Below are 13,759 nucleotides of genomic sequence, written 5' to 3' on the forward strand. Positions count from 1 at the left end.
GTTCCACGTGAAACATCCTCTGGCGGAACGGTGGTAGGCGCGTCACGCAATGGGGAAGGCCCAGCCCGGGTGGGCTGGGCCTGCGGGGCCTGAGGGCTTAGAAGTAGATGCCGAACTGGGAGAACCAGCCGACCGGGTCGACGGGACCGCTGCCGCTGGGGTGGATCTCGAAGTGAAGGTGCGAACCGGTGGAGAAGCCTTCGCTGCCCATGCCGGCGATCTGCTGGCCGGCGTAGACGCGCTCGCCGACCGACACGCCGAGGGTCGACATGTGGCCGTAGACGGAGATGGAGCCGTCGTCGTGCTGGATGCGGATCCACTGGCCGTAGCCGGAGGCCGGGCCCGAGTTGATGACGGTGCCGTCCATGATCGCGAGGATCGGGGTGCCGATCCCGTTGGCGATGTCGATGCCGGCGTGGAGCGTTCCCCAGCGTGGGCCGAAACCTGAGGTGAACGTGCCCTGGGCGGGGCTGACGACGGAGGCGGACTGTGCGACCAGCTGCACCTCGACTTCGGTGGCGGCGGCCTCGGCCTGGGCTGCTGCGGCGGCCTCGGCTTCTGCGGCGACGGCAGCTGCGGCGGCCTCGGCCTCTGCCTGGGCTGCTGCGGCGCGCTCGGCAGTGAATTCGATGGCCTTGTTCAGCTGCTCGTCGAGGTGATCGACCGGCTTGATCTCGGGGACCGCCAGGATCTGCGGGGCAGCCTCCGCGGCGTCGGCCAGTGAGAGGTTGTCATCGCTGGCCAGCTCGTAGTTGATCTCTACGGCTTCGGTGGGGGCCTCGGGGGCTGCCTGCAGGGTTGCTGCGGCGGCTCCGCCGATACCTGCGGATGACACCACGCCTGCGGTGAGTGCCATGAGGGCGATGCGGTTGCGGGTTGATCGGCCGGTGGAGATCCTGCGGTACGACATTGCAGTCGACGGCTGAGTGTTGGTGAGAATGGGAAGACTCCTGTCGTGCTGCCCGCCAGGCGGACTGGTCCGTGTTACTTTCGTGAGCACATCGTGACCGTTTCGTTATTGATTTGAGTGACGGTACTGATTCGATGTGATGTATGCAAGTCGGACATTCAATGGAGGGAGTAGTTGGCCTTACTCCGAGGCCCCCGGGCCCCTCGATCCAGTTCCCTTCCAGCTCAGGCCTGGTATTTCTTTAGGTCCGGGGGAGGGAAATCGCACGGAACTCACAGGGTTCTTCAGGGGAAACGCATCGACCGGCAGGGCTGTCCGAGGGGCCCGTTTTGTTTAGTCACGTGACCTGACCTGGTCTGAAGGAATCCGCTGTGACCTGCCCTCCTGCCGCACGGGAGCAGGCACGGAAGCGCCGCCCGGGGTTTCCGGGCGGCGCTTCACTTCTGGGCGGGTGTCAGGGCACCACTGTTTTCTCAGAGGGCGCCATTGCCCCACGGGCCGGTGATGGCGTAGGTGATGCCGGGGTTCTGCACGTTGAAGAACAGGACCTTGCCGTCCGGGCTGAAGGTGGCGCCGGCCACCTCGCTGTTGTTGTCGGAGTTCAGCTCGGCCAGGTCGAAGATCTGGCCGTCGAGGGTCACGCCGCGCAGGAGGTTCTTGCCGGCGCCGTCCTCGCACAGCACGAGGGCGTTGGTGTTCGGGGAAATGCAGAGGTTGTCGGGGCTCTGCAGCACCTCGGGGTCGGTGGACTCGTAGGTCAGCTCGAGCTGTCCACCCGAGTTCCCGCGCGGGGTGTAGCGCCAGACCTGACCCAGGCCGGCGTCGCCGCCGCTGGTGGAGACGATGTAGATCGAACCCTCGCCGTACCAGGCACCCTCGAGGCGGGCGAAGAGCGCGCCACCCTGCTCGTGGCCCTGCTTGAACACGGCGAGAGAATCCGTGCTGTCCGGATCGGGGTCGTTGATGTCGACCCACTCGACCGGCAGGGGCTTGCCGGCGCGCTGGTTGAAGCGGGTGTCGTACTGGGACCGGGCCTTGATGGCCATCATCTGCAGCTTGCCGCCGGCGGTCAGGTTGTTGCGGTCGTTCGGGATGAAACGGTAGAAGCCGGAGGTGCCGCGGTCCTCGGTCTCGTAGACGATGCCGGTCTGCGGGTCGATGGCGACAGCCTCGTGGGTGAAGCGGCCCATCTCCTTGATCGGCACGGCGTCGACGGGGGAGGTGGCGTCGGCCGGGACCTCGAAGACGTAACCGTGCGGGTGCTCGACGTTGAGGCCCGTGAAGGTCTCCTCACAGGTAAGCCAGGTGCCCGCCGGGGTGGGTCCACCGGCACAGTTGCGGATGGTGCCGGTCAGCGAGGGGTAGGCGGCAACCAGTTCCATCTTGTCCGGGTCGAAGACCAGGTTGGTGGTGCCGCCGGCCGCGTTCGGGTCGTAGGCTTTGTCGCCGAAGGCCGCACCCTGGGACTTCTCATGGTTGCGCACCAGGTTGATCATGCCGTTGGCGCCGGCGAAGGCGGCCATGCCGTCGTGCATGTTGGGGGTCGGGGTCCCGTCACTCATCGGGGTGCCGGCCTGGCCGAAGGCCACGTAGCTGAAGCCGGCGGGCAGGAGAAGCTCGCCGCCCGGTGCCGGCTGCAGCGGGCCGTAGCCACCGTTGTTCGGTGCCTGCATGGTGTCCACGCCGCGCCCACGGCCCTGTGCGGCCTGGGCGGTGTTGCCCATCAGGGCGGCGAGGACGCCCGCAGCGCCCAGCACGCCGCCGGCCTTCAGGAATCCGCGGCGCCCTACGGCACTCTTCTGCTCTGGTGTCGTCATGTCTTCGTATCCTCACTGGATTAATCGGGAGTGTCCGGTTTGTCCGGTAGATTTCAAACGGTCAATCAATAGATTTATGGCGGACCTGTCGTGGGACGTCCAGACGAGTGTCCCAGGGTGTCGCCGAGCCCTTCGGCCCAGGCTGGATACTGTGCCCAACCTGAGAAGTAGGTGCGGTGAGGACTTTAACAAAGGTTGGTATGACCTGCAGGGTGAGCGAAATGCCTGCGTGCGGAGGGGATCACTGACGCACCGCTATCCGGTAGCCGCCGAACTGGCTACGCTGACGGGTATGGAGATCGAGGGACGGGACGTGGATAAACAGGGGAGATGTGCCCACTACAACGGTGAACGGGACGTAGTGGCCAACCGCTGCGCGACCTGCTGCCTGTACTGGGCGTGCCACGCCTGCCACCACGAACTCGCAGACCACCCCTTCGGGCGCATGCGTATCGACGCCCCCTCATCCGTCCTCTGCGGCAACTGCGGCTACGCCATGGGATACCACGAGTATTCCGCGGCACCCAGCTGCCCGAACTGCGATCATCCCTTCAACCCGGGGTGTGGACTCCACGCGCCGCTCTACTTCCAGATCTGAGCTCCGCAACGTGAAAGAACGCCTGCGGGGAGATTTCCGCAGGCGTTCGGCTGTGCTGACCGGCAACCGTTACCGGATCTGGGCGAGGTTGCGCTTGCTTCCCTCTGCGCTCAAGACAACGGCGAGGCAGCAGAACGCCAGGACACCGATCCAGATGCCACCGAGCAGTGCTGTCCCTGCCGCAGTGGTCATGACCACTGCGGCGACCATGGGGCTGAAGCCCGCGCCCAGGGTGGAGGCGGTCTGGAAGGCCACCGAGGAACCGGTGTAGCGGACTTTCGTCGGGAAGAGTTCGGCGATGAAGGCGCCCAGCGGGCCGAACATGAAGCCCTGCAGGCCCTGGCCCAGGATCACTGCCGCGGCGTAGGCGGGGACGGTGCCCAGGCTGATCAGGTAGAGGATCGGGAAGACCGCGATCATGGCGCCGATCATGCCAAGGACGAGGATCTTCTTCCGGCCGAAGTGGTCACACAGGCGGGCGCTGATGATGGTGGCGCCCAGCATGACGAACGCCCCGGCGGCCTTGGCGTTGAGGACACCCGTCTTGTCGGCGCCGTTGGCGACGACCTCATTGACCGCCCACACGGTGACCATGCCGGCCATGGTGAACTGTGCGACGCCGGCGGTGATGCCGATGAGCAGCTGACGCTTGTTGTTGCGGAAGACATCCATCACCGGCATGCGACGGTCGTCTGCCTTCTGCTCGAGCTCCTGGAAGAGGGGGGACTCCTGGACACGCAGGCGGATGACCAGGGCGATGAGAACCAGGACGGCGCTGATCAGGAAGGGGATGCGCCAACCCCAGGACAGGAACTGCTCATCCGGCAGGAGAGTGGCGGCAGACATGGCCAGGGTGGCCAGGGTGGCGCCTGCCGGGGCGCCCATGTTGGCGAAGCTGGCGGCGAATCCGCGCTTGCCGCTCGGGGCCTGTTCCAGGGCGATGAGCATCGCTCCGCCCCATTCCCCGCCCACGGAGATGCCCTGGACAATGCGCAGGGTGATCAGCAGTACGGCGGCCAGTGAACCGATGCTCTCGGCGGTGGGGATCAGGCCCATGGCGGTGGTGGCGAATCCCATCATCAGCATGGACAGGACCAGCATCTTCTTGCGGCCCAGTCGGTCACCGAAGTGGCCGAAGATCATGCCACCGAGGGGTCGGGCGAGGTAGCCGACCGCCAGGGTGCCGAAGGACGCGAAAGCGGCCATCGCGGGGCTCAGCCCCACGAAGAACACCTGATTGAACACCAGTGCCGCGGCAGTGGCGTAGAGGAGGAAGTCGTAGTACTCGATGGCGCTCCCCACGAAGCTCGAGGTGAGGATACGCCGCATGTTCGGGGTGTTGAGTGAGCCCTCGGAGGCGGTCGGCGACGGGGTCCCCGCCGGGGACGTCTGGGTCGGGAGCAGTTCCTGCTGTGTCATTTCCGGGTCCTCGTTCCTGGCTAGATTCGGGGGGAGACGGTGGAGGTGGTGGCGGCGAAGCTGAGGTGGTCGAGATCCTGGGGGATCAGAACCGGGCCGTCGTAGTGTCGGCCGGCCTGCGCCCACACCTCGGGGGCGGCGTTGCCGGGAACGAGGTGGTGGAGGGCCAGCCGGCGTGCTCCTGCGGCTGCGGCGATCTGACCTGCCTGTTCCGGGGTGGTATGGGACTTGCGGTGGTGCTCCAGGGTAGCTTCCCGGGTGGCCGCGGAGACGTCTGCGTAGGCAGCCGCGGCCCACTCCATGTCGATCGCCTCGTGGAGTAGTAGATCGGTGCCCTCCGCCAGCCGCACAAGGTTGGCGCAGGGCGCGGTGTCGCCGGAGATTGTCACGGAGCCTGCTGCGGTATCGAAGCGGAAGGCGAAGGCCGGGGCAATCGGCGGATGGGCGACCAGTGTGGCGGTGACCGTGACCAGATCGTCCCGGAAGATGACGAACGGTTCCACGCCCTCCGGTGTGGGGTTGTGGTTGGGGTGGAAGCCGGTTTCGGCGGGGACCTTAATGTCCTTTGCCTTGAACACCGTGTCGGGGGAGGGGCGCAGGGAGTCGAGCATTCGGTCGGTGATGTCGGTGGAGTAGGCGCGGAAGAGGTGCTCGACCATCTTTGCGGTGCCTGCGGTGGGGGCGTCCGGGAACTGTGGGCTGACGGTTCCCAGGGCGTTGGGGTTGACCGGGGGCAGCATCCCTCGGTCACCGGGGCCGATTACCGCCACAGGTTCGGTCTGCCGGCCCGCCATCATCCAGCCGAAGAGGAGGAAGCCGGGGAGGTCGACGGTGTGGTCGGAGTGCAGGTGGGTTAGGAAGATGCCGCGCAGCTGATTCGGGTTCAGGCCGGCGGCCGCGAACTGGGAGGCGGAGGCGCGGCCACAGTCCACGAGGTAGACCGCGTCGCCGACCACCACGGCTGTGGAGATGCCGCAACGGTGACCGGTCTGGTTTCCTGCACCCCAGAAGCGGGGGCCGCCTGCGGTACCGAGGGTCACCACGTATGGATGAAGGTTCATTTTGTCTCCTGGATTACTTGACTGCCATTAGTATGAGCTGTGGCACAACATTTGAAAAGCAAATCTAGCTTTGAAACAACATAAGGAAAATTGATGTTTCCGAACGTGACGCTCCGGCAAATGGAGTACTTCGTGGCTGTCGCCGACAACGAGACCGTCGCCGCAGCGGCAGACCAGTTGTTCCTAACCCCCAGTGCCCTGTCGTTGGCCCTGGGGACGTTGGAGAAGGCGGTTGGTGCCAAACTGCTGGTCAGGCAGCGCGCCAAAGGTACGTACCTCACTGCCACCGGCAAGGAGCTGGTGGTTCATGCCCGGCAGATTCTGGCCGCCACGGAGAACTTCGAGTCCGCGGTGGAGATGATCCGGGGTGAACTGGTCGGCCCCCTGCGGGTGGGCTGCTTCGAAACGCTCTCCCCCTGGGTGATCCCGCCGATCCTCGAGTTCTTCTCCCGCTCCCATCCCCGTGTGTCGGTGGAAGTGCTGGAGGCTTCCTCGGAGGAGATCCAGGACAGGCTCGAGCGCGGGCAGCTCGACGCCGCGTTCATGTTTCAGCTGCAGGTGCCGCCCGGCCTGGAGTCGGTGGGAGTGGCGGAATTCCGCCCGCAGGTCATGCTTTCCCCGGCGCATCCGCTGGCCGTCCATGAGAATTTGTCGTTGGAGCAGCTTGAGGGCGAGGACGCCATCCTGCTGAACCTGACCTCCGCGCTCAACCTGGTCAATTCGATCATGATGAGTGCCGGGTTCACCCCGAATGTGAGGTGGAAGGTCCGCAACGTGGACACCCTGCGTTCCCTCGTTGCGCACGGATTCGGATACAACATCGTGCTGGGCCGACCAGGCAGGAGTGACACCCATGACGGTCGACCCCTGACGTTCCGCCACATCTCCAACGAGCTCCCCGAGAACTCACTGCAGCTGGTGCTCCCCCGGGGGGCGTCGAGAAACGCCCGGATCGAGGTGCTCGAGGAGTTCGCCCTGTCGGAGTTCCCTAAGCTCAGCACAAGGTCCACCGTGCGGAAGGAGGACTGAGAATCCGTGAATCCCTCCGGTGCCACCCACATCCATCGAACAATGAAGGCCGGTAACCCCACGTGAACGATCACGCCACCAATCCACGCCGAAACTGGGAGAACACCGTCCTGGGCGGGGGAGAGGAACCCGACCCCCGCTTCACCCTGGCCAACGAGCGGACCTTCCTGGCCTGGACCCGGACCTCGCTGGCATTCCTCGCCGGCGGCATCGCCCTGGGCGCCTTCCCCCTGGAACAGATCTCCGACGGGGTGCGGACCCTCACCGCCATCTTCGTGGTCACCGTCGGCGTGCTCATCTCCGGCGGCGCGGCGGTCAGATGGCTGCGGGTGGAACGCGCCATGCGTCACGGCCGGCCCCTGCCCATCCCCGGGATCGTGCCACTGCTTTCTCTGGCGGCGGTCGGCGCCTGCCTGCTGACGATCGCGATGCTCTTCTGATGCCCCTCACCCACGGGGATCCCGGACTGCAGCCGGAGAGGACCACCCTGGCGTGGACGCGCACCACCGTGTCCTTCGCGGTGTCCAGCGCCATCCTGCTGCGCTGGCTCCCGTACTACGGTGTCCTCGTGGTCACCCTCATCCTCCTGCTGGTGGCCATGGCGCTGGGCATCTATCTTTCCCAGACCGCCCGGCACCGGGCCGCCGTCCGGGGGCTGGTGGCCGGCCGCGTGCAGGCGCAGGTGGGGGCGGTGCTGGCCATGACGGCGGGGATGATGGTCTTCGGCGTCTCCGGGATCTTCCTCATCCTGACCTAGGCTTGATCGCATGCCCGAAGCCGCTTCTCGACGCCGCGTCCTCACCGCCCTCATCATCGCCCAGATCATGGCGGGGCTGGGACACGGCGTCACCTACTCGATGGGTGCGCTGCTCGCCGCCGACCTCGCCGGGACCATGTGGGGCGGCGCCGCGGCGACCGTGACCACGATCGGCGCCGCGCTGTGGGCCATCCCCCTGGCACGGATCGTGCGGCTCAAGGGACGGCGGGCGTCGTTGAGCACCGGCCTGGCGCTGGGCATGGTCGGCGCCGTGCTGGCGCTGAGCAGCGCGCAGACCAGGATCTTCCCCCTCCTGCTCCTGGGCTTCTTCTTCCTCGGCGCCGCCGTGGCCATGAACCTGCAGGCCCGCTTCGCCGCCGCCGACCTCTCCGAGGAGAACCAGGGCCGCAACATCTCGCTGGTGGTGTGGTCGACGACCGTCGGCGCGATCCTCGGCCCCAACCTTTTCGCGCCCACGGAAGCCCTCGGTTCCGCCCTCGGCCTGCAGCCCTACTCCGGCGCGTACCTGGTCTGCCTGGCCGCCCAACTCGTGGCCGTCCTGGTCCTGCAGGTGATGCTCCGGCCCGAACCCGCCCCGGTGGCCACGAGAAAGTCGACAGGCAGGGTCCGACTGGCCGACCACCCGGTGGTGCTCTCCGCCATCACCTCCATCGCCACGGCACACTTCGCCATGATCGCCATCATGTCCATGACCGCCGTCCACATGCACCACCACGGCGCGACAATGACCCTGATCGGACTGACCATCTCCTTCCACGTCGGCGGCATGTACGCCCTGGCCCCGGTCTTCGGTGTGCTCAGCGACAAAGTCGGCACACCTGTCACCATCGGACTGGGCATCGCCATGATGCTCATCTCCGCGCTCATGCTCCTGCCCTTCTCCCAGGTGGAGGTGGCCGTGGTGATCTCCCTGCTCCTGCTCGGCCTGGGCTGGTCGGCCACGCTGGTGGGTTCCTCGGCGCAGCTCACCGCCGCGGCACCGCTCGACCTGCGTTCCGCACTGCAGGGACGCAGCGACTTCAGCATGAACATCGCCGGCGCCCTCGGAGGAGTGGTGGCCGGGCCGGTCGTCTCCGTGTGGGGGATGCCCGCCATGGCCGGAGTGGTCGTAGTCCTGATCGTGGCGCAGCAGCTCTGGGCGGTGCGGACCCGGTCGAGGTCGCGCCGGGTCTGAGATGTCGCACGCCTCCGGGTGGGGGGGGTTGGTGGGCTCACCTAAGCACCCCAGATCCGGAAGAGCCCGGTAAAGGACAACCGTCAGCCTCGCGATCCGGCGGTAGTGTAAACCTCCACTCGAGCGATGTCCGTCCGTAATACATCTTCGGCGTACTCAATGAAGCGATTGTTGGCCACCTGAGTTCGGCGCTCCAGACGGAGGATAGGTAGTTCTTCTTCTACCTGGAGTAATTTTTGTTCTTGTTTCGATGTCACCCCGGGCTCAATCGCTTCCCACTTGCGTACGGGAGGAAGAGACCATCTCCTCCTGAGTAGATCGTAAATTGATCCGGAAAGATCCTGGTGGAGCATTCCAGGTACCAGATTCGCGGGGAAGAAGGACCGCTCGATAAGTGCCGGGATGTTGTTCACCGAGCGGAGGCGTTCAAGATAGAAAACTGGTTCGCCCGCGTCGATTTCCAGAGCCTGGGTAACTTTTTCTGGAGCCTGACGTCGGTCGGCAGTCAGGATCAGTGAGGTAACTTCCATATTCCGGTCGCGAAAGCGGGGTATAAAACCCTCCATCCTCGTCATCTCCACCTTAGGAACTGTGGCCCGGAGGAAAGTTCCACCGGTCCTTCCTCGACGACGTTCCACCACGCCTTCCATCTGTAGCACTTCCAGGGCCTTGCGCACAGTCATTCGGGCCACTCCGAACTCTTCAGCCAGTTCTCGCTCGGTAGGAAATCTATCGCCGGCCTGCATCTTTTCGTGGCTGATACGAGACCGGAGAATCTCGCCGATCGCTACGTGGGTCGATTGTTTGGGCGATGACGGGGAATGCATGTGCACCATGGAACAAACCTTACGTTTTTCAGTTCAACCAGGGTTTTATGGCTTCTGGTGGACGGTATTCCCGCCATCAGGAGTGTCTTATATGCCGATGCTCATGGTCGCCAGGTGCGTTCGGCCTCTCCTTTTTTAGCAGCAACTTTTTCTGAAGAAAATAGTACCGGCCTGACCCCCGATGAGGGAGGGGTCACACCGGTGCCGTCCAGCGGAGAATCCGAGGTATCTGAAGGCGAAGTGGATCCCTTCAGATTTTGACTGCCCGACCGAGCTCTACGCAGTGGAGGAGATTCAGGAAGAGGTGATCTTGTACCTCCCCGCCGTGTTCTCGGATTTCTGGGTGCCACTGGACGCCGATAACACTCCGGTGCGGATCCTCCACCGCTTCCACGGTGCCATCAGCAGCTCGGGCAACAATGCGCAGGCCTTCACCCAGGTCATCAACCGCTTGGTGATGTGCCGACGCAGTCCACACTGAAGATCCGAGAATTCCGGCGAGCCTGGAACCGGGGGTTATTTCCACCTCGTGCGGTGTGAACCTCTCCGCCAAGGTGATGCTCTCTTTTTTCAGCTGAAAGGAATGCTCGACGGCACTGGTCGGCAGGTGCTGGATCAAGCTCCCCCCGTACAACACGTTGAGAAGCTGCATTCCGCGGCAGATGCCCATGATCGGCAGATTTCTGTGCAGCGCATGCCGTGCTATCCCGAAGTCCAACCTGTCCTGTTCCAGGTCGACGTTATAGACCCGGGGATCAGGTTCCTGTCCGTACCGGTGTGGGCTGATATCCCCACCCCCAGGCAGGAGAAGAGCATCAAGATCCGGCGGGTTGGACAGGTCGCTGGGATTGAGGAGAATCGGCTCTGCGTCCAGAGAGCGGAGACGATCCGCGATGAGGTCAATCAGCTCGTTGGCAATCGCCACCCTCTTATCAGCGGGTGAGCTGCTAAGCCGAGACGGTATTCCGATTTTGTGCATGGTCATCCTGGATGAGGGTCTTGAGCGCGACGGTGGTGTCACCGGCTCGTTCGGGGTCAATGGTGGCGTTCTTGCCCAGAGCTCGCTTAACTGCCATGAAGTCATGCGATTGATTAATGGCGTCGACAGCGATCAGACGATTTCGGCGGTAGTACAGCAGGGAGAAGGATTCTGTGGCCGGGTCTCCTCGGAGGACATATTTGTCATATCCGTGGGACAGTCCGGCAATCTGTAGCTTGAGATCTCCTTGATCTGACCAGAACCAGGGCACCTGAGGGGCGGGTAATGGATTGCCTACGATAGAGGCTGCGACAATCTTTCCCTGGGCTGCAGCGTTTTGCACCGATTCCAGACACACCAGTTCTCCCGGCAGAAAAGGGTGCGGTTGCTGGGTGCAATCACCCGCGGCATAAATATCTGGGTGGCTGGTTCTCCCAGCGTGGTCGACGAGGATGCCGCGTTCACACTCGAGGTTGAGCTGCTGTGCTAGGGCGGTGTTGGGGATAACACCGATTCCCACCACCACCAGATCAGCGGGGATTTCCTGCCCATCGCCCAGAATAACTCCCGTGACCTTGCCTTCTTCGCCGACTGCAATCTCGGTTACCGCTGCTCTGGTCATGACGGTGGCTCCCCGGTTTTCGTGCGCCTGCCGGTAAAACTCCGAGATGGGGGGAGCCGCCACCCGGCCAAGGAGTCGATCCCCGGCTTCCAGGACGGTGACTTCTATGCCTCGCATCCGGGCCGCAGCTGCGGCTTCCAGGCCGATGAATCCACCGCCGATGACCACCACCTGCCGGGCGTCCGCGAGCCCCAGACTGAGCCGACGAGCACTGTCAATGTCGCGGAGATACACCACGCCATCGGCTTCGGCACCCGGGATGGTGAGGTGTCGAGGTGTGGCACCGGTTGCGAGTACGACCTTGACGAAGCTGATTTTATCCCCGTCCTGGGCAACCGCCTCCCCCTGACCGCGGGCTGTGATGTTCACTTCGGCAATGCGGCTGCCGGTCCGGAGATCGATGCTGTTATCCCGGTAGTAGTCATCCGCCCGCAGCTGCAGGCTGTATTCATCGGCCTCTCCTGTCAGAAAGGCCTTGGAGAGCGGGGGGCGTTGATAAGGGGAGTACGGTTCCTCCGCTGCGATCATGATGCCGTCGTCGTAGCCCTGGGTCCGCAGGGCCGCGGCAGTATGCAAAGCAGCCTCACCGCCCCCGATAATCAGGGTGCAGGTCGTGTGTGTGGTCATGTTATTGCTCCGGGGCGATAGTGACTTCGAGCCCGTCGAGCTCATCGGTCATACGGATCTGGCAGGAGAGGCGACTGTTGGCCTGGCGTTCGGAGACCGTGTCATCGAGCATTTCATCCTCGAAATCTTCCGCGATTCCTGTCTTCTCCAGGAACTCCGGAGAGACGTACACATGACAGGTGGCACAGGACAGTCCGCCGCCGCATTCGGCGACGATGCCAGGCACGCCGTATTTCACGGCGGTTTCCATCACGGATGCGCCTGGCCGGGCTTCCACTGTGTGGCTTTGTCCGTCGGGGGATTGAAGTCGAATGGTGGGCATGAGGGGCCTACTTTCAGCTCAAGGTGTTTGGAGGACCGGGCCTTGCCGGACCCGGTCCTCCACGGGAGAAGATTTAGAACAGCTCGAAGTACTCGCGGTGTTCCCAGTCGGTGACACCGTTGACATAGGTGGAGGGGTCCGGATTATTGCTCAGCCACTCGTTGTAGCGGTTGACCTCGCTGCGCTTCATCGTGACGATGTAGTCAATAAAGGCATCGCCGAACTCCTTGCGGAAGAAGGTGTCCTCTTCCAGCAGATCAAGAGAAGTTTCCAGGGTGTCCGGGAGCTGGGGGACGTCTTCCGCGTAGGGGTCCTCGGCCATGACTCCCGGCTCAATCCGGTTGAGGATTCCATCCAGACCGGCTACCGCCTGCGAAGCAATGTAGAGATACGGGTTCGCCGCTGAGTCCCCGACCCGGTTCTCCACATGGGAAGCCTGGTCATGGGGCGAGGAGATAACCCGCATCATCGAGGCCCGATTGTCCATCGCCCAGGTCAGTCGGTCCGGGGCCAGGGAGTAGGGGCGGCGGCGTCGGTAGCCGTTGATGGTGGGGGTGGTGAAGGCGGAAGCAGCGATGCCGTGGGCGAGCGTTCCGCCGACATAGTGGCGTCCCAGCTCCGAGAGTGCCTCTCCCTCGCCCGGAACCATGAGGTTTTCTCCTGTGACAAGATCCACCACCGAGGTGTGCAGATGCCAGCCGCTGGCATAGAAACCCTCGATTGCCGGGGTGCACATGAAGGAAGCGATATGCCCATTGCGCTTGGCGATCTGCTTGACAGCCATGCGGAACATCACCGCGGCATCCGCTGCGGCAAGCCCTTCCAGGATGTCGAAGGTGGTCTCCACCTGGCTGGGCGCCCACTCGTCATCCATCGAACGAAGCGGCATCCCCATGTCTACGACGGCCTTGCGGATTGGCCGGAGGATGTCATCGATTTCATCGAGGTGATCGGTGAGCAGGTAACTGTAGCCTCGAGCCACCGGTGCCACACGAGGAGGGTCAGCAGGACTTCCCGGTGCCCCCAAAGATCCGGTCTCCAGCATGTCATCGATCAGTTTGGTGAGATACCACTCCATCTCGATTCCAGCGATCAATCCGTAGCCGGCATCCGCCATTTTCTGCAGCGACTGCTTCAGAATGGAGCGCGGAGCGAACGGAAACAGCTCACCGTTACTCATGTACAGGTCGCTGATGACCACCGCGGTTTCCGGGGCCCAGGGAAGCACCCGGAAGGTGACCGGGTCCGGGACCATCTTCACATTGGGGCTGCCGCGCAGACCCTCGACGCTGAAACCACCGTCTGCGCTGAAGGGGTTGAGCACGATGGCGTTGGCCGGGTCAAAGAAGAAGGGGGCCATGGTGATGTCATTGCCGGCTTTGAGTGCGGCAGCATACGCCTCCTTGGAGAGGGACTTTCCGCGCAGCAGACCATGCTGATCAGGCCAGACGATGCGAATGACTTCGATGCCATCAGCGTCGATCCGGCGCAGGCTGCGCTCCGCGGCTTCCTGCTGGATCGGGGTGTAGAGGTCGTACTTCTCGATGAACTTGGGGGCGTACACGGGGGTCTGGGTGGTGGTCATGATCTCTCCTT

Annotated in this window: 14 protein-coding genes; 5 read left to right on the top strand and 9 right to left on the bottom strand. The window is 63.8% G+C overall.

Going from position 1 to position 13,759, the window contains the following annotated elements:
- Window positions 1-97 precede the first annotated feature (97 nt).
- The gene (locus CETAM_RS00385) at window positions 98-940 is read right to left on the bottom strand and encodes a M23 family metallopeptidase (protein ID WP_407923976.1); all 843 of its coding nucleotides are present in this window, start codon (window positions 938-940) and stop codon (window positions 98-100) included.
- 443 nt (window positions 941-1,383) lie between these two features.
- Complete coding sequence (locus CETAM_RS00390; protein ID WP_156226566.1) at window positions 1,384-2,727, bottom strand: alkaline phosphatase PhoX; 1,344 nt, start codon at window positions 2,725-2,727, stop codon at window positions 1,384-1,386.
- Between the two features lie 292 nt (window positions 2,728-3,019).
- Between CETAM_RS00390 and CETAM_RS00395 the strand changes: the two genes are divergently transcribed.
- Window positions 3,020-3,325 (top strand): CHY zinc finger protein, encoded by a 306-nt coding sequence (locus CETAM_RS00395; RefSeq protein WP_156226567.1) that lies wholly within the window; start codon window positions 3,020-3,022, stop codon window positions 3,323-3,325.
- 69 nt (window positions 3,326-3,394) lie between these two features.
- Here CETAM_RS00395 and CETAM_RS00400 read toward each other — a convergent pair whose 3' ends face one another.
- Window positions 3,395-4,744 carry an MFS transporter gene (locus CETAM_RS00400; protein ID WP_156226568.1) on the bottom strand — a complete coding sequence of 450 codons (1,350 nt, stop codon included), beginning with the start codon at window positions 4,742-4,744 and terminating at the stop codon, window positions 3,395-3,397.
- A gap of 20 nt (window positions 4,745-4,764) precedes the next feature.
- Complete coding sequence (locus CETAM_RS00405; protein WP_156226569.1) at window positions 4,765-5,805, bottom strand: MBL fold metallo-hydrolase; 1,041 nt, start codon at window positions 5,803-5,805, stop codon at window positions 4,765-4,767.
- A gap of 93 nt (window positions 5,806-5,898) precedes the next feature.
- Here CETAM_RS00405 and CETAM_RS00410 point away from each other — a divergent pair, with 93 nt between their 5' ends.
- The 4 genes from CETAM_RS00410 (at window position 5,899) to CETAM_RS00425 (ending at window position 8,786) form a co-directional block, all read left to right on the top strand.
- On the top strand, window positions 5,899-6,834 hold the full coding sequence (locus CETAM_RS00410; RefSeq protein ID WP_156226570.1) for a LysR family transcriptional regulator: 936 nt from the start codon (window positions 5,899-5,901) through the stop codon (window positions 6,832-6,834).
- Window positions 6,835-6,896: 62 nt separating this feature from the next.
- Window positions 6,897-7,274: a YidH family protein gene (locus CETAM_RS00415; RefSeq protein WP_156226571.1), complete on the top strand. Its 378-nt coding sequence runs from the start codon at window positions 6,897-6,899 to the stop codon at window positions 7,272-7,274.
- Complete coding sequence (locus CETAM_RS00420; protein ID WP_156226572.1) at window positions 7,274-7,591, top strand: DUF202 domain-containing protein; 318 nt, start codon at window positions 7,274-7,276, stop codon at window positions 7,589-7,591. The genes CETAM_RS00415 and CETAM_RS00420 overlap by 1 nt, the downstream gene beginning before the upstream one ends.
- 10 nt (window positions 7,592-7,601) lie before the next feature.
- On the top strand, window positions 7,602-8,786 hold the full coding sequence (locus CETAM_RS00425; protein ID WP_156226573.1) for an MFS transporter: 1,185 nt from the start codon (window positions 7,602-7,604) through the stop codon (window positions 8,784-8,786).
- A gap of 83 nt (window positions 8,787-8,869) precedes the next feature.
- On the opposite strand, the gene CETAM_RS00430 is transcribed toward CETAM_RS00425, so the two are convergent.
- The 5 genes from CETAM_RS00430 to CETAM_RS00450 all read right to left on the bottom strand — a co-directional run bounded on the left by CETAM_RS00430 (window position 8,870) and on the right by CETAM_RS00450 (window position 13,748).
- A complete protein-coding gene (locus CETAM_RS00430) occupies window positions 8,870-9,622 on the bottom strand; it encodes a GntR family transcriptional regulator (protein ID WP_156226574.1) in 753 nt (250 codons plus the stop codon).
- Window positions 9,623-9,863: 241 nt separating this feature from the next.
- On the bottom strand, window positions 9,864-10,598 hold the full coding sequence (locus CETAM_RS00435) for a gamma-glutamyl-gamma-aminobutyrate hydrolase family protein (RefSeq protein WP_197085763.1): 735 nt from the start codon (window positions 10,596-10,598) through the stop codon (window positions 9,864-9,866).
- Window positions 10,561-11,841, bottom strand: a complete 1,281-nt coding sequence (locus CETAM_RS00440) for an NAD(P)/FAD-dependent oxidoreductase (protein WP_156226575.1) — start codon at window positions 11,839-11,841, stop codon at window positions 10,561-10,563. Before CETAM_RS00440 ends, CETAM_RS00435 begins: the two co-directional genes overlap by 38 nt.
- A 1-nt stretch (window position 11,842) precedes the next feature.
- Window positions 11,843-12,163, bottom strand: coding sequence for a 2Fe-2S iron-sulfur cluster-binding protein (locus tag CETAM_RS00445; protein ID WP_156226576.1), 321 nt, complete (start codon window positions 12,161-12,163; stop codon window positions 11,843-11,845).
- Between the two features lie 73 nt (window positions 12,164-12,236).
- The gene (locus CETAM_RS00450; RefSeq protein WP_156226577.1) at window positions 12,237-13,748 is read right to left on the bottom strand and encodes a glutamine synthetase family protein; all 1,512 of its coding nucleotides are present in this window, start codon (window positions 13,746-13,748) and stop codon (window positions 12,237-12,239) included.
- Window positions 13,749-13,759: the final 11 nt, after the last annotated feature.

The sequence above is a fragment of the Corynebacterium comes genome (genome assembly GCF_009734405.1).
In the GTDB taxonomy this organism is placed as follows: domain Bacteria; phylum Actinomycetota; class Actinomycetes; order Mycobacteriales; family Mycobacteriaceae; genus Corynebacterium; species Corynebacterium comes.